The sequence below is a fragment of the Gluconobacter sp. P1C6_b genome (assembly GCF_018811945.1).
In the GTDB taxonomy this organism is placed as follows: domain Bacteria; phylum Pseudomonadota; class Alphaproteobacteria; order Acetobacterales; family Acetobacteraceae; genus Gluconobacter.
In genome coordinates this window covers 145214-171758 of the sequence record NZ_JACRVU010000002.1, presented here as the reverse complement: position 1 = coordinate 171758, position 26545 = coordinate 145214, and the positions used below count along the sequence as shown (strand labels likewise).

Here is a 26545-nt window from a genome sequence, read left to right as displayed (position 1 = left end):
GCGAACCTGTTATAGTTGGTGTCATGAAGTCCAAACGCGCCTTCCTCTATTCCGCCCTGCTGCTTGGCTGCACGCTCAATCCCGTTCACGCCCAGTCGGAACTGTCCACGGAACTGCCCCCGTCCTTTACCGTGACGGACGAGCGCGCGCCCGAAGAAATTTCGGAAGTCTCGCGCCTGTATCTGGACGGCAATCTGGTTGCGACCTTCAGACTGGGACTGTCCAAGGCCCATGAGACGCAGACGATCCCGCTTCCGGTTGGCCGCTTCGATGTCGATTATGCGCTGTGTGGCGAAATCACCATCGTCCATAACGGCCATCAGGAAACCCATCAGGTCAGCAGCGAAGGCCAGCTCCACCACCCCGAAGGCCATTCGCTCGACGCTGTGGGGACCAACAACTTCACCGATTTCTTTCTGGTCGACTACGACGATGCCGCTGTCGCAACCCATCGGCACGGTCGCGCTGCCGTCTGCGCGACACCGAATACCTGAGGCCCAATACCTGAAACTCAGAACCCTTCGGCGGCGAGCAGTTCCGTCTGCTCTTCACGGGTGAGTGCGTCGATGATCTCATCGAACTCACCGCCCATGATCCGGTCAATTTTGTAGAGCGTCAGATTGATCCGGTGGTCCGTCACGCGCCCCTGCGGGAAATTATAGGTCCGGATGCGCTCGGAACGATCGCCCGTTCCGACCTGTGACTTCCGGTCCGCGGCACGAGTGGCATGAAGCTGCGCGCGTTCCCGCTCATAGAGCCGGGCGCGCAGGATTTTCATGGCCTTGGCCTTGTTCTTGTGCTGGCTTTTCTCTTCCTGCATCGCCACCACGATACCGCTGGGCATATGCGTGATGCGAACCGCACTCTCGGTCTTGTTGACGTGCTGGCCACCTGCCCCCGAAGCCCGATAAACGTCGATTCGCAGGTCGTCGTCATTGATCGTGACGTCGACTTCTTCGGCTTCAGGCAGTACGGCGACAGTCACTGTCGACGTATGGATCCGTCCCTGACTTTCCGTGGCCGGAACACGCTGGACCCGGTGCACGCCGGATTCATATTTCAGCCGTGCGAAAACCGAACGGCCTGAAATGGTCGCCATGCCTTCCTTGAGGCCCGCCACCTCGTTCTCGGCATATTCCATGACTTCGAAACGCCAGCCATTCTGTTCGGAAAAGCGACGGTAGGCATCAAACAGTTCCGCGGCGAACAGTCCCGCCTCATCACCGCCCGCTGCGGGACGGATTTCAAGGATGGCACTGCGTTCATCCGCCGCATCTTTCGGCAGAAGCGCCAGACGCAGGGCATGCTGAAGATCGGGTAACGTCGCCTCGATCTCCACAAGCTCCATCTGGGCCAGCTCACGCATTTCCGGATCATCAAGCAGGGCCTGCGCCCCGGCTTTCTGTTCCTCGGCACTTTTCCAGGCCTGAATGGAGGCCACCACCGGCTCCAGTTCGGCATATTCCTGCGACAGACGGGTGAAGTCCTCACCCGTCAGTTCGCCGGAAGACATCAGGGCCTGAACTTCCTCCGAACGCGCGACAATCCGCTCAAGCCTGTCGTCAAATGCCATCTGTTCAGGCGCGTCCTGCGCTCAGGACCCGTGCAACATCCGCCACAGGCACTTCCTGCTGCTCGCGGCTGGACAGATCGCGAAGCTGCACGACATTGCGGGCGATTTCCTCATCGCCCAGAACAATCGCATGGGACGCGCCGGACTTCACCACACGCTCCATCCGCTTCTTCATGTTGCCACGGGTCTCAATCTCGGCCCGAAGACCCGCAGAACGGAGACTGCGCGCGATGGATGCCGCCCGCAGAACAGCCTCGTCTCCCATCGGTACCAGCGCAATACCGGCCGGAAGCTCAGGGACAGAGTCCAGCAGCATCGCCAGACGCTCGATCCCACCAGCCCAGCCGATCGCCGGAATGGCCGGGCCGCCCATCTGCTCCACAAGCCCTTCATACCGCCCACCGGCGAGCACCGTACCTTGGGCGCCAAGCTTGGAAGTCACGAACTCGAATGCCGTGTGACTGTAATAATCGAGGCCCCGGACGATGCGCGGATTTTCAACGAAATCGACGCCAAAGGCCTGAAGGCTGGAGCACAATCCGTCCCAGAACTGCCGGGATTCATCGTTCAGATAGTCCGCAAATGCCGGAGCATCGTCGAGCAGTTTGCGGTCCTGTTCGGACTTGCTGTCCAGAATTCGCAGCGGATTGGCTTCAAGACGGACGCGGCTTTCTTCCGACAGCGCATCTGCATGATCGCGGAAATATGCCACCAGCGCCTCCCGCCAGGCCTGACGGCTGGCCAGATCACCAAGCGTGTTGAGCTCCAGCGTGACGTGATCACCCAGACCGAGTTCGCGCAGGATGTCCTGCGCCATGGCAATCGTCTCGGCATCCCGAAGCGGGCTTTCCGCCCCGATCAGTTCCGCACCGATCTGGTGGAACTGACGGTAACGCCCCTTCTGGGGACGCTCATAACGGAACATCGGCCCGTGATAGAACACCTTCTGCGGCAGGGACTGCGTCAGACCGTTCGTGACCAGTGCCCGGCAGATCGCCGCCGTGCCTTCGGGACGCAGGGTGATGCTCTCACCGCCACGATCCTCGAACGTGTACATCTCCTTGGACACGACATCGGATGTCTCGCCGAGCGTGCGCGAAAAAACGCGCGTGTCTTCGAAAATGGGTGTGCTCCATTCCTCGAAACCATAGGTCCGCAGCACCCTGCGGGCCGTCTCCACGACATGGTGGTGACGGCGCATGGTCTCGCCGATGAGGTCATGGGTGCCGCGTGGGGGCTGAAGTCCTGACATCAGCTGGCTGCCGGGTCCATCTGCTTGGCCGTGGACGCCTCGACCTTGCCGGCCTCGATGTCCGAAACCTTCTTTTCCACCAGTTCAACGATATGCTCGATCATGTCGCCAGCCGGCATCGTGTGGTCCTGACGTCCTGCGGCATAGACCATGTGACGGCCATTGCCACCACCGGTCACGCCGATATCGGTCATCAGAGCCTCACCCGGGCCATTCACCACGCAGCCGATGATGGACAGCGTCAGCGGCGTCTTGATGTGCTGCAGGCGGTCTTCCAGCGTCTGCACCGTCTCGACGACGTTGAAGCCCTGACGCGCGCAGGACGGGCAGGAAATGATCTTCACGCCGCGATGACGCAGGCCGAGGGACTTCAGGATATCCCAGCCGACCAGTACTTCTTCTTCCGGAGCAGCGGAAAGCGACACGCGCATCGTGTCACCCACGCCGGCCCAGAGCAGATTGCCCAGACCGATGGAGGATTTCACAGTGCCAGCACGCTTGGAGCCGGCTTCGGTGATGCCGATATGCAGCGGGTGGTCACAGCAATCCGCAAGCTGCTGATAGGCCGCGACCGCCATGAACACGTCCGAGGCTTTCACGCTGATCTTAAACTCGTGGAAGTCGTGATCCTCGAGGATCTTCGCGTGTTCCAGAGCGCTCTCGACCAGAGCTTCGGGGTTGGGCTCACCGTATTTCTCAAGCAGGTGCTTTTCGAGCGAACCGGCGTTCACGCCGATGCGGATGGAGCAACCATAATCCTTGGCGGCGTTGACGACTTCACGCACGCGCTCGGCGCTGCCGATATTGCCCGGATTGATTCGCAGGCAGGCCGCACCGGCCTTGGCGGCTTCGATGGCGCGCTTGTAGTGAAAGTGGATGTCCGCAACGATGGGGACGTTCACTTCATGCACGATCTCCGCCAGGGCGGCCGTGCTGGCCTCATCCGGACAGGACACGCGCACGATGTCCACACCTGCCAGCTCGGCCAGGCGGATCTGGTCGATCGTGGCCTGCGCATCGGATGTCAGGGTGTTGGTCATGGTCTGCACGGAGATCGGGGCATCACCACCGACCGCAACCTTGCCGACATGGATCTGGCGCGACTTGCGACGCTCGATGTGCTGATAGGGACGGTAGCTGCTCATGATTTACCTCTTCGTGCCCGGAAAGGACCGGGAGCTCTGTCTCAGGGGCATTGAGCCCCCCTGATGGATCTATGGGTTTAATGCGGTGGCGACGATTGTTCCAGCGGCTGATGTTCAAGCTGTCGGGCATTGAGGTCGTCGGCCGAGACTTCAGGTGCTGTCGGTGCCTTCCGGGGAACGGAAACAGGCGGTGCTCTGGGTGGCACGGGCGCAGGCGCAACAGCCAGCGGCGCAGAGGCTGCTCCTGGTACGGGAAGCGGCGCATTGGGCTGCACCGGCAGCGCGATCCCCGATCCGAATGCTCCGGAACGGATGGCATCGGCCGTCACCTCGACATTCCGGCGGACCTGCCCTTCTTTCCCCAGCGGCGCACTGGTTGCCCCGGCCGTGGTCAGGACAATACCGCCAGCATTGCCGAATGACATCCGGAACGGAGCCCCCGCCGGATCACCCTGCCAGCTTTCACCCGGCTGCATCACACGCGACATGAGAACATGTCCGTCCCGGTCCCTGACCTGTGTCCAGACGGGAGCCAGCGCCCGGAGCACAACGGCTCCCTCAGGTACAGCCGGCGGCAGATCCGTGGCGGGCCGGCCGATCGCCCCCGTCTGCTGTGTATCAGTCTGCTGTGTAGGCGCTGCCTCGCCTGCCGGGGGCGTCGTCTCTGAATCGTCATCCGAAGCCGGCGGAGCCACAGAAGGCGCGGCACTCGGGGGCGTGGATTGTGCACCCGCAGGGGCTGCAGGAACCTCCGGAGCCGGAGCATTCTGCGTCAGAACGGGTGCAGACGTCGCAGGAACAGAGGACGGTGTCACGGGAGCATGAGGCTCCGGCGTCGGAGCGCGTCCGGGCATCACTGAGGCGACCTGCGGAGAGGTCATGGCCGGCGTTGCAGCCCCTGGCATCAGTTCCGCCACGGCCGGGACCTGCCTCTGGGCCGGATTGTCATGTTCTGTAAAGCGATACCAGCCCACATAGGCCGCGACCACAACCACAAGCCCTGCCCCGACGAGTACACCGACCGGCAACCCGCGATCACCCTCAGGCTGCGGAAAAACCAGCTCTGGCTTGCGGGTTACGGCGCCGCGCGTGTCACGGCGGAACCGCTCGACCAGCGCATCCGCATCCAGTTGCATGGCATGGGCATAGGTGCGGAGAAATCCCACAGCATACGCGACCCCAGGCAGCTTTGACAGATCGTCTGCCTCGAGCGCTGCCAGCAGTTTCGGGCGGATTCTCAACCATTCCGCCACATCTTCAAGCCGCCAGCCGAGTTCCTCGCGACGCGCACGCAGCACCGTTCCGACACTTGGCTGGTCGGAAGGTTGCGAAAACGGGCGGTTCGAGGACGGTGGGGACATGACCGGACAATCCGTTAGCTTGGCGCGTGGATGCGGGTTTCGCGCTGCTTGATGGCATCCACGGCCTGCTCAACCAGCGTCGCGATAATTTCAGCCACCGAACGGACTTCCTTGACCATGCCGACAGACTGACCAGCCATGACCGAACCCGTCTCTACATCGCCCTCGATGACGGCGCGGCGCAGGGCACCCGCCCAGTAATGCTCGATCGAGAGCTGGGCTTCTTCCTTGGTCAGCTCGCCGCTCTGGAACTTCCGGAGCGCTTCGCCCTGAAGACGTGCGAAATTCCGGCCACCTTCGTTCGAAAGCCCCCGCACCGGGATGACCGGGAACAGCTCGTCGAGCTGCACGGTCGTCACCGCATCGCGGGCATTGGCGCGCAGGAAGGCCTTCTTGAAGTTTTCATGCGCGATGCTCTCTTCGGACGCTGCAAACAGCGTTCCAAGCTGCGCACCAGACGCCCCTTGCTCCAGATAGGACAGGATCGCGTCACCACGGCCCAGACCACCGGCAACAAAGACAGGCACATCACGGATATGCGGCAGGATTTCCTGCGCCAGAACGGTCAGCGACACCGGACCGACATGGCCGCCGGCTTCCGAGCCTTCGATCACAAGAGCTTCAATGCCCATGCGTACCAGACGCTTGCCCAGAGCCAGCGCCGGGGCAAAGCCGATCGCCCGCGCCCCGCCATCACGCACCTTGCGGATCGTGGTGCTGTTCGGCACGCCGCCCGCGAGCACGATATGCGAGACATTATGCGCCAGACACACATCCACGAGCCGGTCGAGTTCGGGATGCATGGTGATGAGGTTCACGCCGAACGGGCGCTTCGTCATCGCCTGCGTGGCGACGATTTCCTCTTCCAGACGCTCGGGCGACATTGCACCACAGGCAATAACGCCGAATCCGCCCGCATTGGAAATCGCGGAAACCAGATGCCGCTCGCTGACCCAGGACATGGCGCCACCAAGGATGGCGACTTCGCTCCCGAGGAAGTCACAGCCCGGCTTCCACAGCCGGTCCAGCGTCGCGCGGGCATTCAGGGTTTCGCTCACGCCTCGGCTCCCTCTTTGGCATCAAGGCCATAAGCCGTGTGCAGCGCACGCATGGCCAGTTCGGTATATTCGGAATCGATCAGGACGGAGATCTTAATCTCGCTCGTGGAGATGACCTGCACGTTGATGCCGCGATCGGCCAGCGTGCGGAACATCCGCGCGGCCAGACCGGCATTCGAGCGCATGCCGATACCCACGACGCTAATCTTCACCACGTTATGGGACGTGATCAGTTCGCCATACTGGACGTATTCGCGGGCCTTCTCCAGCACGGCGCGGGCAGCGGCCTCGTCGGACTTGCTGACCGTGAAGGTCATGTTCGTCATGTTGTCCACGCCGACGCTCTGGACGATCATGTCAACATTGATGTTCGCGGCTGCCAGCGGGTCGAAAATCGCAGCGGCGATGCCCGGACGGTCCGGAACGTTCCGCACGGAGATTTTCGCTTCGTCATGCGAGTTGGCAATCCCCGCAACCAGTTCCTTCTCCATGATCTCGTCCTCATCAACCACAATCGAACCGCTGTCATCATCCGTCTCGGCGAACGATGACAGCACCCGCACCCGGACACCCTCGCGCATGGCGAGAGCGACGCTGCGGGTCTGAAGTACCTTGGCGCCTACCGAAGCCAGTTCAAGCATCTCTTCATAGGTGATGCGATCCAGCTTCTTGGCGCGTTTCACGATGCGCGGATCGGTCGTGTAGATCCCGTCCACATCGGTATAAATATCACACTGGTCGGCATTGATGGCAGCAGCGACGGCCACGGCGGACGTATCCGATCCGCCGCGTCCCAGCGTCGCGATGCGGCCATCGGGGCCGACGCCCTGGAAGCCGGCCACAACGGGCACCACATCATCATCCAGACAGGCCAGCAGCGCCGTACCGTCCACACTCTCGATGGCGGCCTTACCATGCGCATCGTCCGTTACGAGCGGGATCTGCCAGCCCTGAAAGGACCGCGCCTTCACACCAAGCGCCTGCAGCGCGATGGACACGAGCCCGCTCGTCACCTGCTCACCGGCGGCAACAACGGCATCGTATTCCTTCGGGTCTGCCAGCGGGTCCAGCTCGGCGCAGTAGCCGACCATCCGGTTCGTGACACCAGCCATGGCGGAGACCACGACGGCAACACGGCGGCCGCGGTCATGTTCAGCTTTCACGCGTTTGGCAACGTTCCGGATGCGCTCGATATTCCCGACGGACGTGCCGCCGAATTTCATGACAACCGTCTTCCGTTTCCCGCTTTCGCCCTTGATGGCGGCATGGGGATCGGCACGACCGGAAACCTGGTCGTGGACGGGAGTATCGGGCATGGACATCGCGGATAAGGCTCCAGTACGTGTCTGGCGTTGCGCGCTCGGGTCTGGCATCGGGTACGGCAAAGACATGCAAACCACCCGGCACCTGGACAGACTCTGCCGGTCCACATACTCGTCTCGCTCCGCCACGTCCAGATGACGTGCGGCAGACAGGCACACAGAAGGAGAATTCTGATGCCCACAGAAACATCCCCGGGACAGGATTCCAGACGCGCATCCGTATCGGAATCCGAGATCGCCCATTTCAGCGCTCTGGCCGAAGACTGGTGGAATCCCCGTGGCCCCATGGCCCCGCTGCACGCCATGAACCCGCTCCGCACCGAATGGGTCAGCCGCCATGTTGCGCCCCTGCGCAGGGAATCTTCCGGCCCTCTGAGCCTGCTCGATATTGGCTGCGGCGCGGGTCTGGCCAGCGAGGCTTACGCCAAACTCGGTTTTGAGACAGTTGGAATCGACGCGAGTGCCGCCGGTATCCGCGCGGCACAGGCGCATCTGGCCGCCCATCCCCTGCCACCAGAGGGAGCGTCCCTGTCCTATCGCAACGGCAGCGCGGAAGATCTCGTTGAGGAAGGCGCGCGCTTTGATGTCGTCAACGCCCTTGAGGTCATCGAACACGTCAACGATCCGCAGGACTTCCTGATCATGCTGGCCACGCTGACGAAGCCGGGCGGAATGGTCGCGGTGTCCACCCTGAACCGGACACCGCGTTCCTTTGCCGTCGCCAAGCTCGGCGCGGAATATCTGCTGCGAATGCTGCCCGTGGGCACGCATGACTGGAAAAAGTTCATCAAGCCCGACGAACTCGCCGCCATGGGCCGCCGCGCAGGCCTGCGCATGCTGGACATCGCCGGGATGAGCTACGTCCCGTTCCAGTGGCGCGAAAGCCGCGATACCGGCATCAATTACATCGCGATCTTCCGCAAGGACTGAGCAAAAAAAGGCGGTTGCAGTTCATTATTCTGCTGCAACCGCCCTTTTCGGATCAGCGCTCGATCAGACCTGTGTATTCATGAACGCAAAGGTCGTCGGACTGCCAACGGGCGTGAAATTGTTCGTAAACGCAATCTCGCCCGTCTTCTTGTCCACCTTGAAGGACGTGACCGCATCCGAACGCTGGTTGGCGCAGAACAGGAACGCTCCGGACGGATCGAACATCAGCGCGCGACCGTAATCCGCATGCATCCAGACTTCATCCTGCAGCGTCAGCGTTCCGTCCGCCCCGATGGCGAAGACGGCCAGCGAATCACCCAGACGGTTGGAGACGTAGACGAACTTGCCACTGGCCGAGATCAGGATTTCCGCAGCCAACGTCGAGCCGCGGAAATGCGATGTCACGGTGCTGACTGTCTGGATGTCATTGATCGCGCCCGTTGCCGGGTCAAAATTGGAAACGACGACCTTCGAATCCTGCTCACACAGATTGTACAGGATGCGGCCGGAATGATTGAACTGGAAATGGCGCGGCGCCGAGCCCGGTTCCATATCGTAATAGGGTGTCTTGGCCGGGATCAGCTTTCCGGTGTCGATGTTCAGCGTCCAGACATAGACCCGGTCCAGACCCGCATCATCCGCCAGCACGAACTTGCCACTCGGGTCTGAATGGATCATGTGCGGGTGCGACCCCGAATGGTCGGACACGGCGAAATTGCCCTGCGGATTGTCCGAAGCCCGTTCCGGCTGACGCGGCCCCGTGTTGTGGACAACATCCGATGCCTCACCCAGCGATCCGTCCGAGCGGATCGGCAGAACGGCAACGCAGCCACCGACATAGTTGGCGACCAACACGTAGCGACCTGAATGGTGGATGCTCAGATGGGCCGGAACGGCACCTTTCGAGCTGACAACATTCAGCTTGCGCAGCGAACCGGTCTTGGGATCGATCGCAAATGCCGTGACGGAACCGTCTCCATCCTTGTTGAAATCGTCAATCTCGCTCAGCGCGTACAGAAAGCGCTGATCCTTCGAAATCGCAAGGAAAGACGGGCTGGCGATATCCGTGAAGGTCGTGATCGGCGTCAGAACGCCCGTATCGCGATCCATATCGAAAACGGAGATCCCCTGTCCGTTCCCGGTACCACCTCCCGGCGGCCCATGTTTCGTATATCCGCCGACGAAACAGATCGTTTTTGCAACCGGCTTCGGCGGTGGCGGAGGTGTCGGAACTGCCTTTTCAGGGTCAGCGGCCCCGGCGACACCGGTGCCGGCCGCAGCGACACCGGCAACCAGTCCGACCGCAAAATCACGGCGGGAAACAGGGTGGGACATGATGGATCTGCATTCCTTTCGATATGGTAGAGATAACGCCCGTTACCAGGAAAAGACGCATTCCCGACCCCGACACCAGTTTCCCGGCCACCAGTTCAGTGGGCGTCCTTTGGCAGTTTACATTGCGGCCCTACAGGTGGACCGGCATAGCGGGTCCAGGTCTGGGTCTCCCCCAGAAGGGGCATTCCCAGAACGAATCCGCGCAGTTTCAGGACATTGGGCTCAGACACCCATATCCGCGCCTGATAGACCCGTCCGGTCCGCGGATCAAGAATATGCCCCTGCCACTTGCGGTCCTCAATTGGAACAAAGTCTGTCAGCATACGGATTCCACACTGCGACCGCCCCCAGACATCCTTGGGAACAGCCCCGTCATAAGCCATGCCAATCAGCTGCCCACAGAGCATGTGACCGCAGGGTTCAATGGAAAACAGCCCGTCATGCTCCTCGGACAACCACAGCCCCTCTTCGGGAATATCCGAAGGAGCCGCACCTGCTGGAGCAGATGTCTGGGCCTGTGCCGGGGCACAGGAAAGTGATGACACAGCCAGCAGGACAGCCGCGAAAAAGCCTGCTCCCCGCATTCAGACCTTGCCCAGCAGGGCATCGAGACGCCCCGCACGATCAAGCGCCATCAGGTCATCACAGCCCCCCAGCCCCTTACCGTCCACAAATGTCTGCGGCACGGTCCGGCTGCCGGATCGACGGATGGACTCCTCGCGCTCGGTCGATCCGCGAGGCGCGTTGATTTCCTGAAACTCTATTCCCTTGGAGCGCAGCAGGCTGACGGCATGCACGCAGTAAGGACATCCAGGCTGGGTATAAATCTCGATTTTCGACATAGGATCCTCATTCCTGGACAAAGCGCGGGTTCTGTTCATCCACTCTCCCGGTCCGCGCTGCAACCAAAATATCCACGCTTACCGCACCGGCCTTCATCAGAGACGTCGTGCAGGCCGATGCCGTAGACCCTGTCGTCAGCACGTCATCCACAAGCAGGACGGCCTGTCCCTCTATCCGCGCTCCACGTCCTTTCCTCACCCGAACCGCATGTTCCATCTCACGCTCGCGCTCCCCGGCAGACAGTCGGGCCAGCGAGCGCGTGGAGCGGACACGCTGAAGAGCATCCACCACACAGGGCAGACCCGCAAGCCGTGAAACGCCCTGCGCCATCAGCGCAGCCTGATTGTAACGCCGTTTCCACAGACGGGTGCGATACAGCGGAACGGGCACGACGAGCGTGACGTTCTGCAGCACGTCCTCAGCGGCCGATGTCATCTGGCGGGCCAGAACAGCTGCATTTTCAGTATGATCGGAATATTTCAACGGGAGGATCAGGCGCCGCGACCATGTGTCGTAAACGAAAGCCGCCCGCGCCGAACGCCAGACCGGCGGATGGGCCTGACAGGCTGCACAGCAGTTCTGAGGACCGCCCAAGCCCTCATTTTCCAGTGGAACACCGCATCGGTCACAGCTGGGAGAAACAATCCGGTGAGCGGCCTGGAAACACGTGCCGCAGAACGCGCCTTCTGTCATGACTTCCGTCCCGCAGGCCGCACAGGTCGGAGGCAGAAGCGTATCCAGAACAACGCGCGCGCTGCGGGTCAGAAGCCGTTTCACCCTGTGCGCGGTACCAGTTTAAGCGTGATTCGGGAGGCATCGATCAGGACCTTGCCCTGATGCTGGAAATTGACGGTCACCCGCTCTCCCACAGCCGACTGGACCTGGCCCCAGCCCCATTCGGGGTGATCGGGATGCTGGACAATCTGTCCAGGCTCAAGAAAGGACTGAAAGGGCCCGGTCACTGACAGACCTGCCAGAAGACCGGAAGCCGTTCCATGTCAGTGCCCTGCATTCTCGCCGGAAAAATCAGGCGCATCGAGACCCGAGGCCTCAAGCTGTGCGGCCAACGCCGCCTTCAGACGGTCCAGCCCAGCTTCGTCACGCGCCTCCGCCCGGGCCACCAGAACGGCCTGGGTGTTGGAAGCCCGAAGCAGCCACCAGCCATCCGGCGTATTGACGCGGACACCGTCAATTTCGGACACGTCCGCCCCCTCTTTCCGCAGACGTTCGGCCACTTCCGTGATGACCTCGAACTTGCGTTTGTCATCGCAGTTGAAGCGCAGTTCCGGCGTCGTAACCGTCACCGGCAGGCTGTCGCGGAAATCCGAAAGCGGCCCTGGCAGACGCGACACAATTCCCAGAACCCGCACGGCGGCATAAAGCGCATCATCAAAACCGTACCATTTGTCGGCAAAAAAGATATGCCCGGACATCTCGCCCGCCAGCGGAGAGGCGGTTTCGGCCATCTTGGTCTTGATGAGCGAATGGCCTGTCTTCCACATCAGCGGCTGCCCACCGGCTTTTGCGATCTCATCGAAGAGGATCTGGCTGGCTTTCACATCCGCGATGATCGTGGCACCCGGGTGACGGCTCAGAACGTCCTGCGCCAGCAGAACCAGCATCTGGTCGCCCCAGAAGATCTGTCCGCGATTGTCGACAATACCGATCCGGTCCGCATCACCATCAAAGGCAATCCCCAGATCTACCTGCTTTTCATCAACGACCCGGATCAGGTCCTGAAGGTTTTTCTCGACCGTCGGATCGGGATGATGGTTCGGGAAATGCCCGTCTATCTCTCCGAACAAAACCGTATGTTCACCCGGAAGGCGCTCGACCAGACGGCTGAGCACGGCACCGGCTGCAGAGTTGCCATTGTCCCAAACGACCCGCAGTGGCCGGATCCCATCGTAATCCTGTACAAGCCGGTCAATATAACGGCCGGAAATATCAATCCTGACCGCAGTCCCGTTCGTCGCGGGAAGAACGTCGCCGGATGCGGACAGACGGCCCAGTTCGCGGATCTGGTCACCGTAAAACGGCTTGCCGCCCATCATCATCTTGAAGCCGTTATAATCGGGCGGATTATGGCTTCCCGTGACCATGACGGCACCATCAGCGCCATCCGCCACGGAGGCGAAATAGAGCATGGGCGTCGGACCACATCCGATCCGTGTCACCTCAGCTCCGGATTCGACGGCTCCCCGAACCAGCGCCTCTTCCAGCGCTGGCGAAGACAGACGGCCATCATATCCAACCACAATCCGCTTCCCACCGGCGCGGATCACCATACTCGCAAATGTACGACCAATGGCGAAGGCATCGGCCGGATGCAGCGTCTTTCCGACGATCCCGCGGATATCGTATTCCCGCAGGCTCGTCGGATCAAAATCATGCCGGAATGGCATCAGGGCGCGTCCACATACTGCTTGTACTTCTTGAGGAACGCCTTCACGGACGCACCAAGATCCTCACGGTCAATCGAGAAGGCGATCTGCGCTTCGAGGAATCCGGCTTTGTCACCGCAGTCATAGCGCGTCCCTTCGTAACGCAGACCATGGAACGGCACTTCACCGATCGTCTTGGCCATCGCATCCGTCAACTGGACTTCATTGCCCGCGCCACGCTCCAGCTTCGCCAGATACTTCATGACGTCCGGCGTCAACACGTAGCGACCGATGATGGACAGGTTCGAAGGAGCATCTTCTGGAGCCGGCTTTTCGACCAGCCCTTTGACCTCGACCAGCTTGCCGTCGTCGCTGCCAACATCAAGAATGCCGTAGCGGTTCGTATGCTCAGGCGGAACTTCCGTAACTGCCACGACATTGCCGCCGGTCTGGTTGTAGGCCTCGACCAGCTGACCAATGCAGCTGCGTCCCTTGACGATATCGTCCGGCAGCAGGATGGCGAACGGATCGTCACCAATAAACGAACGTGCACACCAGATGGCATGGCCCAGGCCCAGCGGCTCCTGCTGACGCACGGCCACGAGGGAGCCCGCCTGCACGCTGCTGGGTGCAAGCGCTTCAAGCGCGCTCTTCTTGCCGCGTTCCTTGAGCGTTGCTTCAAGTTCATAGGCAATATCGAAATAATCGATCAGGCTGTCTTTGCCACGACCGGTCACCAGACAGAATTCTTCAATCCCGGCTTCGCGGGCTTCATCGATCGCGTACTGGATCAGCGGCTTATCGACGACAGGAAGCATTTCCTTCGGCATGGCCTTGGTCGCAGGCAGGAACCGCGTTCCAAGACCGGCAACAGGAAGGACAGCTTTTTTCAGTGGCTTGATCACGAAACCTCACACATCAGCCGAAATAACGCCCGACCGCCGAACCACAGGTCCAGACGCTCTCAAGGACGCAACAAGGAATAAACCTGTCTCAGCAGTCTGGCAACAAAATGGCACAGACCAGAGAACGGCAAGGAAACGCTTCGCTCCCCTGCGGGGTTTATTTTCGTGATGTCTGATTTTTACTGGGATACACCGACATCTGAATGTCAGTGGTGCGGCCGAGAAGACTCGAACTTCCACGGGGTTGCCCCCACAAGCACCTCAAGCTTGCGCGTCTACCATTCCGCCACGGCCGCCCCGTGACAAACGACCCTGCTTCGTGCATGACCGTCCGGTGTGGAAGGGGCTATAGCTGATGCCGAAAACGAGGGCAATGACCCGAAATGAGATTTATGAAGAAATTTTGTGGAAATCCTCTCCGGGACTGACCGCCTACCCCGAAGCCCTGACCTTCATGGAGGAGCGTGCGCGAGCCATTCATCGGGGGACAGCAGAACCGCTGGTCTGGCTTGTCGAGCACCCTCCCGTCTTTACGGCGGGCACCTCTGCCAGAGACACGGACCTCTATAATCCTCACGGTTATCCGACCTATTCCGCCGGACGCGGCGGCCAGTGGACCTATCATGGACCGGGACAGAGGCTTGGTTATGTCATGATGGATCTGACGAAGCCGAACGGCACCGTTCCGCCCCGCGACCTGCGCGCCTTTGTCGCGGGACTGGAAGGCTGGATGACCGACGCCCTCGCCCGGCTCGGCGTCACGGCCTTTACCCGCGAGGGCCGGATCGGCGTCTGGACGATCGATCCCCTCACGGGCCTGGAAGCCAAGATCGGGGCGCTGGGCATCCGCGTCAGCCGCTGGGTCAGTTGGCATGGCGTTTCGATCAATGTCAGTCCCGATCTGACCGATTTCGATGGAATCGTGCCCTGCGGCATCCGCGAGTTCGGCGTCACCAGTCTCCGGCGATTCGACAGCAGCCTGACGATGGCGGATCTCGATGACGCTCTCGCTGCCGCATGGCCAGGACGGTTCGGTTCTATCCCGCGGGCGGCGTGAAAACGGACGGGGTGATTGCCACGCCCTGCTGCACAGCGGATAGCTCCACGCCAAAATGATGCTGTCGGGCATCCACGCCCTGCAACCCGATCAAACCGAGCTGACCCTTCACATCTGAAAACTGGATCGTCAGCAGCCCCTGGGAGGGATTATCCGCCTGCGCGACCGAAATCTGCAGCGATCCGTCCCCATGCCGCACATCCGTAACCTGCACGTCGCCGTCGAACCGGATCGGATATTTCAGCAACAGACCGAGCGGATTGTGTCGCAGCGACAGATGCGTGACGGCGCCCGTCGCCCGATCGTCGAGCACGAGGTGCCCGTCACCCGCAACGAGCTCCATCGGATGCGGCGCTACATAATCCAGCCTCAGATGCCCCGGAATGTAGGAAAAACGCCCCGCGCTCTCCCCGGCATCCGGCCCCTGTTGCAGAAAGGCGGCCTGCAATCCCTGAAGACCATTCAGATAGGCCTCGATACGATGCACGTCGTTCTGCTCGACCGCAGGCAGGTGGCCATAGCCACCTGTCGCACAGCCTGAAAGCAGAAGGAGGGCCAGCAGAGCACGTTTCATGGGGTTTTCTCTCCATGCAGGACCAGGGACAGCGCATGCAGCCCGGAGCTGAACTCCTCGGCCAGCAGACCATTGACCAGCCGATGGCGCGCCACCCGGTTCAGTCCGTCAAACTGCGCACTTGTGATGGCGACATTGAAATGCGTCTCCCCATCACTCCCAAGAGCCTTCGCCCCGGCATGATGGGCATGACGGGCGCTGTCATCCTGGATCTCGAGCGTCGTGGGCGACAGTTCGCTTCGAAGGATCGCCTCGATCCGCTCCCGTCGGGTGGAGTGCGGCGTGGAAGAGCGTGAAGCTGTTTCAGACATGATGAAAATCGTCCAGCTGGAGGAATGGCCGCTTGCATCGTGCGGCTGTGATTGCCCATATCAGACACCATGCAGCGCAAATCCACCAGACACCGGGCCTTCGATCCCGATCCTGACGCGCCGGAACAGGTCTGCGACCATCCGGGCTGCAGCGAACCTGCGGGCTACCGTGCGCCGCGCGGGCGTGATGCCCTGCGCTCGTATTTCTGGTTCTGCCTGGAGCATGTCCGTGAATACAATTCCCGCTGGGATTTCTATCGCGGCATGACGCCGGGCCAGATCGAGGCACATCTGCGGGCCGACGTCTCATGGCAGCGCCCGTCCTGGAAGCTCGGGACCGGAACAGCGAACAAGGCGGAGTTCAACGAGGACGACATCCTCGACCCGCTCGACATTCTCGGCGCGACCCGTCACAGCCGCGCAGAGCGTGCAAAAGACGCGGCCCGCCAGCGCGCGTCCGCCCAGGCCGCCGGAATCCCCGAGCCCCTGCGCCAGCCCCTTGCGACCCTGGATCTGACATGGCCGGTCTCTTTCGATGACGTGAAAACCCGCTACCGTGCCCTCGCCCGCCAGCATCATCCCGACGCCAATATCGGCGATGAGAAATCCGAAGAGCGGTTCAAAGCCATCGGTTCGGCCTATGCCGCGCTCAAAGTCCATTTCACGCGTCAGGACGATTTCGTTTCCTGAATTTTTAGACTGGAACAGAGGACGCCGAGGCTCCATCTTCTCCAGAACGTCCTGTATCCAAAGATCCAACGAAAGCCCCAGAGACCCATGAGTGATTTCGCGACGATTGACACCCCGGAAGCCGTGACCACCGCTGAAAATGCTGCGGTCCCGACCAGCGTTCTCGGCGCCCCCGATCTCATGGTGTCCTCGGCGGAAGTCTTCGGCATCCGCACGGACATGCAGGTTCCGGCCTATTCCATACGCACGGAACATGTTCCCGACATCGACCCGTCCTACAAGTTCGACGAGGACACCACCCGCGCCATTCTCGCGGGATTTGCCTTCAACCGGCGCGTCATGGTCCAGGGCTTCCACGGCACCGGCAAGTCGTCCCATATCGAGCAGATCGCCGCGCGCCTGAACTGGCCCTGCGTCCGGATCAATCTCGACAGCCATGTCTCGCGGATCGACCTGATCGGCAAGGACGCGATCGTGCTCAAGGACGGCAAGCAGATCACGGAATTCCGCGAAGGCCTGCTGCCCTGGTGCCTCCAGCATCCCTGCGCCCTGATCTTCGACGAATACGACGCCGGTCGCCCGGACGTGATGTTCGTTATCCAGCGCGTGCTGGAAGCCGAAGGGCATCTGACGCTTCTGGACCAGAACCGCGTTATCCGTCCCAATCCGGCTTTCCGTCTTTTTGCCACGGCCAACACGGTGGGTCTGGGTGATACGACCGGCCTGTATCACGGCACCCAGCAGATCAATCAGGGCCAGATGGACCGCTGGAATATCGTCGCGACCCTGAACTACCTGCCGCTGGAGCAGGAAGTCGGCATCGTCACCTCCAAGCTGAAGATCCCCGCAAAAGACAAGGACGCCACAACGCTGGTCGAGCGCATGGTCGCCCTGGCGAACCTCACGCGGTCCGGTTTCATGGCCGGAGACATCTCCACGGTCATGTCCCCGCGCGCCGTCATCGCCTGGGCCGAGAACAACCGCATCTTCAACGACGTGGCGTTCTCCTTCCGCCTGACCTTCCTCAACAAATGCGATGAGGCCGAGCGCGGAATCGTGGCGGAATACTACCAGCGCTGCTTCAACGCCTCACCGCTGGCCTGATCCCTTGTCTGCTCCCAAGACTTCCCTCACCGACGAAGAACGGCAGGAACGCTTCCGTCAGGCCACCATCGCCACCCTGCGCGCCATGGGTGGAGCGCCGGAGCAGGGCGTGGATTTTCAGGGTGCCGTCAACGGAAGCCGTCAGAACGCCGTCGCTGCCGGCAATGTGGAACTGCCCTATCTGTCGCGCCACATGCACGACTGGGAAATCCGCAAGATCCGGGGGGCCGCGGATTCCGCTGCCCTGCGGATGCGGTACCATGCCCAGAAAGACTCAGGCGCACCAGCTGAACCTGTAGCCCGCCAGGCCTTTGATGCGCTGGAACAGGCGCGTTGCGAGGTCTACGGCTCACGCCACATGGCAGGCGTGCGGGCCAATCTGGAACAGCGTGTGGCCCAGCATTGCGCCGAACTGGGCTGCAACCGGATGAAAACACGCGAGGACATGCCGGCTCCCGTCGCGCTGGATCTCCTTGCCCGGGAGGCCATGAGCGGCCACCCCATGCCTGTTCAGGCCGGAGCGGCTCTGGACGAATGGCGGGCGTCCCTGACGCCCGCAGCAAAAGCCGCACTTGCCGACATGGCCCGCACCCAGAGCGATCAGACGGCCTTCGCCCGTGCCACGACCCGTTTCCTCGGAGCCTGCAAGCTCACAACCGTCCCCGATGAGGACGAAGAGCAGATGGCCCCGTCTGATCTGCCGTCGGACGAAGAGGAAACCACGGACAGCGACGCGCCTGAGGCAGAAGGTCAGGACCAGCAGGCCCCTGCCGCCACCGAAGAGGAAGAAGACGGCTACCAGCCCGAGAGCGGAGAGACCGGCCTTTCCGGCGAAAGCGAAGCCACGGAAGCCGCCGAGATGTCGGAAGACGGCACCGAAGAAGCTGCCGGACCTTCTGACCAGCAGGCCGACACCGGACCTTCCGAAGCCCCCAATACCTACAAAGCGTACACCACCGATTTCGACGAGGAAGTGAACGCCTCCGATCTGTGTGACGCCGACGAACTGGACCGTCTGCGCCAGAAACTCGACCAACAGATGTCCCAGCTCCATGGCCTGGTCTCACGCCTTGCGCACCGGCTGCAACGCCGCCTCATGGCGCAGCAGCAGCGCCGCTGGGAGTTCGAACAGGAAGAAGGCATTCTCGACGCCGGGCGCCTGTCTCGCGTCGTAACCAATCCGACCCTTCCGCTGTCATGCAAGCATGAATGCGAGACGGAGTTCCGCGACACGGTCGTCACCCTTCTGATCGACAACTCAGGCTCCATGCGTGGCCGCCCGATCGGCACGGCGGCCATTTGCGGCGACATTCTCGCCCGCACGCTCGAACGCTGCGGCGTGAAGGTCGAGGTTCTGGGCTTCACGACCCGTCAGTGGAAAGGTGGCCAGAGCCGTGAACGCTGGCTCAGAAACGGGCGCACGCCCCAGCCAGGACGCCTGAATGATCTGCGCCACATCATCTACAAGGATGCGGACACGCCCCTGCGGCGCGCCCGGCGCAATCTGGGCCTGATGCTGCGCGATGGGCTGCTCAAGGAAAACATCGATGGCGAAGCCCTGCTCTGGGCCTGGAAACGGCTGCGCCGCCGCCCGGAACACCGCCATATCCTGATGGTGATTTCCGATGGCGCGCCGGTGGATGACAGCACGTTCTCCGCCAATCCGCATAACTACCTGGAAGACCATCTGCGCAAGGTGATCGCCCGGATCGAGGCGGATCGCGGGACGGAACTGCTTGCCATCGGCATTGGCCATGACGTCACGCGCTATTATCGCAACAGCGTCACCATCAGTTCCGCCGAAGACCTCGGCGGAACCATGATGGCCCAGCTCAGCGCCCTGTTCGCACCTTCAGGCGCCCGTCGCGCAGCGCAATAACAGCATCCAGCATCCGGTCGGTATGGACGGTCGTGGTCCGGTGATTGACGATCGCCGCCCGCACCGCCAGCCGACCATTGATCCTGGTCGTGGACGGCGCGGCGATCCCGCTTTCATGCAGATCCTGCACCAGTTCCGAGACTTCGGCATCTTCAAGACCCTCGATCCCGAAGCAGACGATATTGAGCGTCACCGGCGCCAGCAGAACCAGCCCGTCCGTCCGCTCCACGCGCCGCGCCAGATCTCCGGCCACGTCACAGCATGTCTCGACCATTTCTCCCATGCGCCCGGCTCCGTAGTGGCCCAGCGTCATCCAGACCTTGAGCGCCCGGAACCCGCGTGACAGATCCGGCCCGAAGTCACAGAACCACGGCGCTCCGGCAGCCAGCCCGCGCTCTTCGCGCACAAGGTAATCCAGGGACTGCGCAAAAGCTGCCGCATGCTTGCGACTGTCGCGCACCAGCACGCAGCCCGCGTCATAGGGAACCTGCGCCCATTTATGGAAATCGAAAGCCAGACTGTCTGCTTTCCCGATCCCGGCAAGCTGCGGCTGAAAGCGCGGTGAAAGACAGGCCAGCGCCCCGAATGCCGCATCGACATGGAACCAGAGCCCGGCCTCACGGGCGACCGCCTCGATCGCCACCAGATCGTCAATCGCCCCGCAGTCAACGGTTCCGGCCGTGCCCGCAACCATGAACGGCACGAAACCCGCCTTCCGGTCCTCGGCGATCATATCCCGCAAGACGCTGACATCCATGCGATGATCCGCCAGAACAGGAACACGCCTGAGCGCCTCACTTCCCAGCCCCGCCAGATCAAAAGCCCGCGGCAGACATCCATGAGCCGTCGTCGCAGCATAGCCCACAAGCCTGCGTGCGCCGATTCCTTCCTTCCGGATGGACAGGTCCTGCGCACGGCTCGCCGTAATCACACTGATGAAGTTGGCCATGGACGAGCCCGTTACCAGACAGCCTGAGCCATCCTGTGGCATGCCGACCATCTGCAGGGCCCAGCGAATGACCTCGCGCTCGACCTCGATCGGTGCGTGATCGCGTCCACCACAATTCGCATTCAGGCCACCAGCCAGCATTTCCGCCAGCATCCCGACCGGCGTTCCCGCACCATGCACCCATCCCATAAAACCGGGATGGGTATTCCCCACACCATAAGGCACAACCAGATCAAGATAACGCCCGTACAGATCGTCGAGGGAATGTCCCTTCTCCGGGAGTCCTTCCTTCAGGGCCTGTCGGGCAGAAGATGGCATGGGTCTCCAGACGGGTCCCTCTCCCACATGCTCCATGCGGTCAAAGACCTCGTCCAGCATCCGGTGCCCGATGTCACGAATGCCACGCCAGTCGGCGGGGTCCAGTCCGGCCATGATTATCCCTTCACCTGAAATCCGTCAGGTGTCTGCGATACAGGCCCGCCCGGTCGATGTCACGTCAGGAAAGGCGCTCAGAACAGGGCAGAATACAGGGACGAACTGCTGTCGCTGCTCGAATTTCCGGTAAAGAGGGAAAGAATGCCCGTGCTGGAGCCGCTCCCGCCATAGAGGGTCAGCATGCTTGCTGGGGTCGTGCTCGTAACGGGGTGGATCTGCAGCAGGGCAAGATATTGCTGCGCGAACTGCTGGATTCCCTGCTTCGTACTGAGTTTGGACATATCCAGCTTCGATCCAAGCAGACGGACCTGCTGATCATAATCCAGCGCGCCGAACTGCGTCGTGTCAAAACCGGAAACAACCTCAGCCACTTTCAGGAGCTTCGGGTCTGCCATCACATTGGCAAGAGTCATGTCCGTTGTCGCCGTACGGGTAAAATACAACGCATCCCCCAGGCCCGGCGTCTCTGTCTGCAGACTGTCTTCGTAACTGTTGGTCAGGTAACTTTGCGTGATGCTCTGCACGGTGTCGGAAGACGCCAAGGGCGAGGTCGACCAGTCGGAAAAGGCATTTGCAAAAGCCTTCCACGCCGAATTCCCGCTGGTCTGGGCAAGGGATTTGGACGAGGTCGGATCCTGCGTCATGAGATCCTTGATGACCGCCGTCTGACCAATGACCGAGGACATACCATATGCCCCAAGCACAACCTTGAGCGCCTTGTAGTTTTTCAGAAGCTGCTCCGGTGTCTTGATCGAAGCCGCATCCTGCTTGAAAGCCGCAACGGCCTGCTGGGTGGAGACGCTTGTTTTTTCCCACTTGTTCGCCGAAGAGTCTTCATCCTTGATGATGGAGACATACTGCGGAATGGCGGGCATGGCGGAAATGGAGGAAGACACGCGCGTTTCTCCGAAAAAGGAGTAGGTCCGTCACTCTATCTCCCCATTCCCTAATACAGTCTTAACGTCTCTTGTCCTTCTCCACAGTCCGGAACCCACTCATGTCCATTCGCCTGTCCCTGCTCGCCGCCACTGCCGCGCTTCTGATGCCGGTTATGGCCAGCGCCTCCACCCTGTCCGGTCTGCCGGAATCCTGCTTCACATACGAACTTGCCGGCACGAAGACCGCCGCGCATGGCCTGACGGCCAAAACACTGCATGCGACCCTGACTGGAACCGACATCACGCTCGACATCCGCGGCGTGAACCTGTCCGATCCGTCCGGTCACGTTGAAAGCGCCACCCTGGAGCGTTTCAACGCCGTCGCCGCCTATGCCGCACTCAGCGCCTTTCGCGGCGGCATCAGTCCCGCCTGCAAAGACCAGAGCCGGACGATCAACAGCAGTGACATCCGCAGCGGCACTCCGCAGGCTACATGGACGAATGTGACCCTCGCACGCCCCGGTCACGACATGACGATCCGCAAAGCGTCGATCCAGGCTGTCCAGACCACGCCGGACCTGCGACTGAAGGTCGAGGGAACGGGCATCCACGACACCAAGCAGCCGCTCATGCCCACGCAGCTTTCGGCAGATCTGACGGTCCAGGGCCTTGATACCGCACGCCAGCAGATCACGATCAACGCCCTGCATGCCGTCTCCGGCAGCAGCGCCATCGACGGCAAGGGCAGCATCGAACCCGGCGCAACAGCATCCACCTCGGCCGCAGACCTGCATGTCAGCGTCACGAATGTTGACACCCTGATCGGCCAGATCCGCGACACCGCCCCGAAGAAGGTGGTAGCCGCCCTGACGATCGCCCGGCTGATGGGCCGTCAGAGCGGGGATGCGACATTGTGGGACATCGGGCTGAGCGGCGGCGTCGTAACCGTCAACCGCATCCCGCTGCCGTTCTCAGTCCCCTGATTTCGCCGCCTCAAGTTTGCGGATCATCTTGCACAGAACAGTCGTGACCTTCTTGGCATAGCCAATGCGGGTCGCATTCGTCATTTCGCGGATGACCGCAAGCTTGTGATCGGGGCGGATCTTCACGCCCGATTCCTTCTTGCGTGCCACCCAGTCGATCAGCGCGGCCGGATTTGCGAAACGGTTGCGGCGGAACTGGATCACCATGCCCTTCGGTCCCGTCTCCAGACGTTCCACGCCAGCCTCACGGCACAGACGCTTGATCAGAACCACATCGAGCAGATTGCCCACTTCCGGCGGCAGTGAACCGAACCGGTCCACGAGTTCGGCGCGCATGGCCTCGACCTCGGCCTCGTTCGTCAGCGACGCAATGCGTCGGTACAGCCCCAGACGCACCGGCAGATCCGGCACATAGGCCTCGGGGATCAGCACAGGCAGGCCGAGAATGATCGTCGGGGTCCAGCTATCCTCGTCGTCCTGACGCTTGCCGCGCTCACGACGCATGTCGATCACGGCGTCTTCGAGCATCTGCTGATACAGCTCGATACCGACTTCCTTGATATGCCCGGACTGCTCGTCCCCCAGCAGATTGCCAGCACCACGCAGGTCCAGATCATGGGAGGCCAGCGTGAAGCCCGCACCAAGCGAATCCAGCGTCTGCATGACCTCAAGCCGCTTTTCCGATGACGGAGACAGCGGACGCGTCTGCGGCCAGGTCAGATAGGCGTAACCACGCTGCTTGCCACGGCCGACACGGCCGCGAAGCTGATAGAGCTGCCCCAGACCGAACATGTCCGCGCGGTGGATGATGATCGTGTTCACGCTGGGCATGTCCAGCCCGCTTTCCACGATATTTGTAGAGAGCAGGATATCGTATTTTCCGTCCGCGAACTCCGTCATGACACGTTCGAGCTCCGTGGGCGTCAAACGTCCATGGGCCTGCACGGTCTTGGCATCCGGGACGATTTCCGTCAGGCGCTCGGCCATGCGGTCCATGTCTGCCAGACGCGGCACGACGCAGAAGATCTGGCCACCGCGGAAGCGTTCACGCTGGATGGCTTCACGGATCATGACGCTGTCGAACGGCGTGATGAACGTGCGCACCGCCAGACGGTCCGTCGGCGGCGTTGCGATCAGGCTCATTTCCCGCACGCCGGACAGCGAAAGCTGAAGCGTTCTGGGTAGCGGCGTGGCGGACAGGGTCAGGACATGCACGTCCTCACGCAGCGCCTTCAGACGCTCCTTGTGCGCCACACCGAAATGCTGCTCCTCGTCGATGATCAGCAGCCCCAGGCGCTCGAAGGACACGGTTTTAGCCAGCAGCGCATGGGTGCCGACCACGATATCCACCGTGCCATCCGCCATGCCCTCGCGGACCTTCGTGGCTTCTTTCGGCGTGATAAGGCGTGAAAGCTGCGCCACGTTGACCGGAAAGCCCTCAAAGCGCGTCGAGAAGCTGCGGAAATGCTGACGGGCCAGCAGCGTTGTCGGCACCACGACCGCGACCTGCATCCCCGAAAGTGCCGCCACGAACGCCGCCCGCAGCGCCACTTCCGTCTTGCCGAAACCCACATCGCCACAGACCAGCCGATCCATCGGCCGCCCGGCGCTCATGTCTTCCAGCACATCCGCAATCGCGCGGGACTGGTCTTCGGTCTCCACGAACGGGAAGCGGGCGCAGAACTCGTCCCACAGCCCTTCAGCCGGTGCGAGCATCGGCGCATCCTTCAGCGCACGGGCGGCTGCCGTCTTGATCAGTTCACCCGCCATCACGCGGATGCGGGACTTCATCTTAGCCTTGCGCGCCTGCCAGGCGGTCCCGCCCAGCTTGTCAAGCTGAACGCCTGCCTGTTCGGAGCCAAAGCGGCTCAGAAGCTCGATATTCTCGACCGGCAGAAGCAGCCGTTGTTCCCCGTCATAGAGGATCGACAGGTAGTCATGCGCAACGCGGCCTTCGATAACCGTCTCAAGCCCGACATAGCGCCCGATCCCATAATCAGAATGAACGACCAGATCCCCTTCCGCGATCTCGCCCACCTGCGAGATGAACTGCTCCCCACGCTTGCGGCGACGCGGCGGTCGGGAAATCCGCTCGCCCAGCAGATCCTGCTCGGAGACGAAACACAGGCGGTCCGAAACAAACCCGCGTTCCAGCCCCAGCGTCAGCAGGCCGGTCGTGCCCTTCGGCATTCCTGCTGCATCCGGCCAGTCCTCATAGGACGTCGCCGTGACACCATGCTCGGCCAGAAGGTGCGAAATCCGCTCTCGTGAGCCACGGCTCCAGGCCGTGACATAGGTGCGCCGTCCTGCCTCGGCCCAAGTCTTCACCTGCTGTCCGAAGGCTTCGAACATCCCTGCCCGGCTTCCGTCCTTGGCTCTGGCAAACAGCGGTCCGGGGCGATAGCCTGCATCGACGCCCTGCGCCGTATCCGGCATGGCAAACGCGTTGAGAATAACGGACGGGACATCCGCCAGCATCGATTCCCAGCCGTGAGCATCCAGATACAGTCTGTGCGGCGGCAGCGGACGGTACGGGATTTCGCCCTCGCGGGTCGGCACACGGCGGGCCTGATAATGATCGGCGATCATGTCCAGCCGCGCCTTGAGGATTTCCGGCGCATGATGATCGAAGCTGACCGCCCCGCCCGGCAGATAATCCAGCAGCGTCTCCATCTGGTGCCCGTCACCGTCATGGAAAAGCGGCAGGTAGTGCTCCAGTCCCGGATAACGTCGCCCGTCGGAGACATTTTCGTAAATCGTGTCGGATGTGGCAGCGGGACCGAACGAGTCGCGCCAGCCTGTCCGGAACCGGCTGATGCTGTCCGGGCCCAGCGAGAACTCGGAGACCGGACGCAGTTCGAAACGCTTCAGGGTCTCGGTGGAACGTTGCGTGCCAACATCGAAGGCGCGGATGTTCTCCACTTCGTCCCCGAACAGGTCCAGACGGATCGGATCGCTCTCGCCCGCCGGGAAAAGATCGAAAATGCCGCCCCGTGTGGCGAACTCGCCCGCTTCCATGACCGTATCAGTCCGGGTGTAACCGTTGGCGATCAGCAGTTCGATCAGCATCGCCTGATCGAGGCTCTCACCGGTCTTCACGCTGATGGACTGCCCGCGGAACGCCGAGCGCGGGGGCACGCGCTGGATCAGACTGTGCACGGTCGTCAGAACGATCCGCCGCGCCTTCGTGGGTTCCAGCAGACGGCACAGCGTCCCGGCCCGTTCGGCAATCAGAACCGGATTGGGCGAGACGCGGTCATAAGGCAGACAGTCCCAGGCCGGCAGACGCAGGACTTCCACTTCCGGCATGAGCCAGACCAGCATGTCGGCCAGCGCGGCCACGGCGGCATCATCGCGCGCAACGTGGAGCAGAGGCCCGTCATGCTCGGCAAGGCGCTGGCGGAGAAGAAAGGCCACACTGCCATCCGGCACGCCCCAGACGGTCGGCCCGAAAGACCTGCCGAAGGACGCTGTGGACATTTCACGGGTCATGGTTTCGTTTTGTTCCATCCTGCTAATGCCCTATACCTGCCGTTCCATCGCCTGTCAGCCCGAGGAGCACGGGAAGCGCCCGTTG

25 protein-coding genes and 1 tRNA gene are annotated in these 26545 nt (G+C 61.8%); 7 read left to right on the top strand and 19 right to left on the bottom strand.

Going from position 1 to position 26545, the window contains the following annotated elements; all coding sequences use genetic code 11:
• Positions 1–23 precede the first annotated feature (23 nt).
• Positions 24–494, top strand: coding sequence for a hypothetical protein (locus KP701_RS02575; protein ID WP_011251633.1), 471 nt, complete (start codon positions 24–26; stop codon positions 492–494).
• A 17-nt stretch (positions 495–511) separates the two neighbouring features.
• Here the strand turns inward: KP701_RS02575 and prfA are convergent, their stop codons facing one another.
• From prfA to KP701_RS02545, 6 genes are all read right to left on the bottom strand, one after another.
• A complete protein-coding gene (prfA, locus tag KP701_RS02570; RefSeq protein ID WP_215745589.1) occupies positions 512–1573 on the bottom strand; it encodes a peptide chain release factor 1 in 1062 nt (353 codons plus the stop codon).
• A gap of 4 nt (positions 1574–1577) precedes the next feature.
• The gene (gene hisS / locus KP701_RS02565; RefSeq protein ID WP_215745588.1) at positions 1578–2825 is read right to left on the bottom strand and encodes a histidine--tRNA ligase; all 1248 of its coding nucleotides are present in this window, start codon (positions 2823–2825) and stop codon (positions 1578–1580) included.
• A complete protein-coding gene (gene ispG / locus KP701_RS02560; protein ID WP_215745587.1) occupies positions 2825–3970 on the bottom strand; it encodes a flavodoxin-dependent (E)-4-hydroxy-3-methylbut-2-enyl-diphosphate synthase in 1146 nt (381 codons plus the stop codon). Before ispG ends, hisS begins: the two co-directional genes overlap by 1 nt.
• Positions 3971–4047: 77 nt before the next feature.
• On the bottom strand, positions 4048–5331 hold the full coding sequence (locus KP701_RS02555) for a RodZ domain-containing protein (RefSeq protein WP_215745586.1): 1284 nt from the start codon (positions 5329–5331) through the stop codon (positions 4048–4050).
• A gap of 14 nt (positions 5332–5345) precedes the next feature.
• Complete coding sequence (locus KP701_RS02550) at positions 5346–6389, bottom strand: nitronate monooxygenase (protein ID WP_215745585.1); 1044 nt, start codon at positions 6387–6389, stop codon at positions 5346–5348.
• Entirely contained in the window at positions 6386–7711 is a 1326-nt protein-coding gene (locus tag KP701_RS02545) for an aspartate kinase (RefSeq protein WP_215745584.1), read from the bottom strand. The genes KP701_RS02550 and KP701_RS02545 overlap by 4 nt, the downstream gene beginning before the upstream one ends.
• Positions 7712–7885: 174 nt before the next feature.
• Here KP701_RS02545 and ubiG point away from each other — a divergent pair, with 174 nt between their 5' ends.
• Positions 7886–8641, top strand: a complete 756-nt coding sequence (ubiG, locus tag KP701_RS02540; RefSeq protein WP_215745583.1) for a bifunctional 2-polyprenyl-6-hydroxyphenol methylase/3-demethylubiquinol 3-O-methyltransferase UbiG — start codon at positions 7886–7888, stop codon at positions 8639–8641.
• Positions 8642–8704: 63 nt separating this feature from the next.
• Here the strand turns inward: ubiG and KP701_RS02535 are convergent, their stop codons facing one another.
• The 8 genes from KP701_RS02535 to KP701_RS02500 form a co-directional block, all read right to left on the bottom strand.
• The gene (locus KP701_RS02535) at positions 8705–9976 is read right to left on the bottom strand and encodes a lactonase family protein (protein ID WP_215745582.1); all 1272 of its coding nucleotides are present in this window, start codon (positions 9974–9976) and stop codon (positions 8705–8707) included.
• A gap of 95 nt (positions 9977–10071) precedes the next feature.
• Positions 10072–10560: a DUF2147 domain-containing protein gene (locus KP701_RS02530; protein WP_215745581.1), complete on the bottom strand. Its 489-nt coding sequence runs from the start codon at positions 10558–10560 to the stop codon at positions 10072–10074.
• Positions 10561–10818, bottom strand: coding sequence for a glutaredoxin 3 (gene grxC / locus KP701_RS02525; RefSeq protein ID WP_215745580.1), 258 nt, complete (start codon positions 10816–10818; stop codon positions 10561–10563).
• A gap of 7 nt (positions 10819–10825) precedes the next feature.
• Complete coding sequence (locus KP701_RS02520; RefSeq protein ID WP_371818871.1) at positions 10826–11596, bottom strand: double zinc ribbon domain-containing protein; 771 nt, start codon at positions 11594–11596, stop codon at positions 10826–10828.
• Positions 11593–11787, bottom strand: coding sequence for a DUF3553 domain-containing protein (locus KP701_RS02515; protein WP_062457079.1), 195 nt, complete (start codon positions 11785–11787; stop codon positions 11593–11595). Before KP701_RS02515 ends, KP701_RS02520 begins: the two co-directional genes overlap by 4 nt.
• Before the next feature lie 30 nt (positions 11788–11817).
• A complete protein-coding gene (gene pgmG / locus KP701_RS02510) occupies positions 11818–13224 on the bottom strand; it encodes a phosphoglucomutase/phosphomannomutase PgmG (protein WP_215745579.1) in 1407 nt (468 codons plus the stop codon).
• Positions 13224–14108 (bottom strand): UTP--glucose-1-phosphate uridylyltransferase GalU, encoded by an 885-nt coding sequence (gene galU, locus KP701_RS02505; RefSeq protein WP_215745578.1) that lies wholly within the window; start codon positions 14106–14108, stop codon positions 13224–13226. Before galU ends, pgmG begins: the two co-directional genes overlap by 1 nt.
• A 210-nt stretch (positions 14109–14318) precedes the next feature.
• Positions 14319–14404 (bottom strand) — tRNA-Leu (locus tag KP701_RS02500).
• Between the two features lie 77 nt (positions 14405–14481).
• Between KP701_RS02500 and lipB the strand changes: the two genes are divergently transcribed.
• Entirely contained in the window at positions 14482–15165 is a 684-nt protein-coding gene (gene lipB, locus KP701_RS02495) for a lipoyl(octanoyl) transferase LipB (RefSeq protein WP_252345346.1), read from the top strand.
• Here lipB and KP701_RS02490 read toward each other — a convergent pair.
• Positions 15146–15739 carry an outer membrane lipoprotein carrier protein LolA gene (locus tag KP701_RS02490; RefSeq protein WP_215745576.1) on the bottom strand — a complete coding sequence of 198 codons (594 nt, stop codon included), beginning with the start codon at positions 15737–15739 and terminating at the stop codon, positions 15146–15148. The two genes, lipB and KP701_RS02490, sit on opposite strands and share 20 nt — an antisense overlap.
• A complete protein-coding gene (locus tag KP701_RS02485; protein WP_215745575.1) occupies positions 15736–16050 on the bottom strand; it encodes a BolA family transcriptional regulator in 315 nt (104 codons plus the stop codon). The genes KP701_RS02490 and KP701_RS02485 overlap by 4 nt, the downstream gene beginning before the upstream one ends.
• A 69-nt stretch (positions 16051–16119) precedes the next feature.
• Between KP701_RS02485 and KP701_RS02480 the strand changes: the two genes are divergently transcribed.
• From KP701_RS02480 to KP701_RS02470, 3 genes are all read left to right on the top strand, one after another.
• Positions 16120–16740, top strand: coding sequence for a DnaJ domain-containing protein (locus tag KP701_RS02480; protein WP_215745574.1), 621 nt, complete (start codon positions 16120–16122; stop codon positions 16738–16740).
• 87 nt (positions 16741–16827) lie between these two features.
• Positions 16828–17844 (top strand): cobaltochelatase subunit CobS, encoded by a 1017-nt coding sequence (gene cobS, locus KP701_RS02475; RefSeq protein ID WP_215745573.1) that lies wholly within the window; start codon positions 16828–16830, stop codon positions 17842–17844.
• Positions 17845–17848: 4 nt separating this feature from the next.
• Positions 17849–19723 (top strand): cobaltochelatase CobT-related protein, encoded by a 1875-nt coding sequence (locus KP701_RS02470; RefSeq protein ID WP_215745572.1) that lies wholly within the window; start codon positions 17849–17851, stop codon positions 19721–19723.
• Here the strand turns inward: KP701_RS02470 and KP701_RS02465 are convergent.
• Both KP701_RS02465 and KP701_RS02460 read right to left on the bottom strand, forming a co-directional pair.
• A complete protein-coding gene (locus KP701_RS02465; protein WP_215745571.1) occupies positions 19677–21104 on the bottom strand; it encodes a pyridoxal-dependent decarboxylase in 1428 nt (475 codons plus the stop codon). The two genes, KP701_RS02470 and KP701_RS02465, sit on opposite strands and share 47 nt — an antisense overlap.
• Before the next feature lie 77 nt (positions 21105–21181).
• Complete coding sequence (locus tag KP701_RS02460) at positions 21182–22003, bottom strand: DUF1217 domain-containing protein (protein WP_215745570.1); 822 nt, start codon at positions 22001–22003, stop codon at positions 21182–21184.
• A 101-nt stretch (positions 22004–22104) separates the two neighbouring features.
• On the opposite strand from KP701_RS02460, the gene KP701_RS02455 reads away from it, so the two are divergent.
• Positions 22105–22968: a DUF2125 domain-containing protein gene (locus tag KP701_RS02455; RefSeq protein ID WP_215745569.1), complete on the top strand. Its 864-nt coding sequence runs from the start codon at positions 22105–22107 to the stop codon at positions 22966–22968.
• Here the strand turns inward: KP701_RS02455 and mfd are convergent.
• Positions 22957–26478, bottom strand: a complete 3522-nt coding sequence (gene mfd, locus KP701_RS02450) for a transcription-repair coupling factor (RefSeq protein ID WP_215745568.1) — start codon at positions 26476–26478, stop codon at positions 22957–22959. The two genes, KP701_RS02455 and mfd, sit on opposite strands and share 12 nt — an antisense overlap.
• Positions 26479–26545 lie beyond the last annotated feature (67 nt).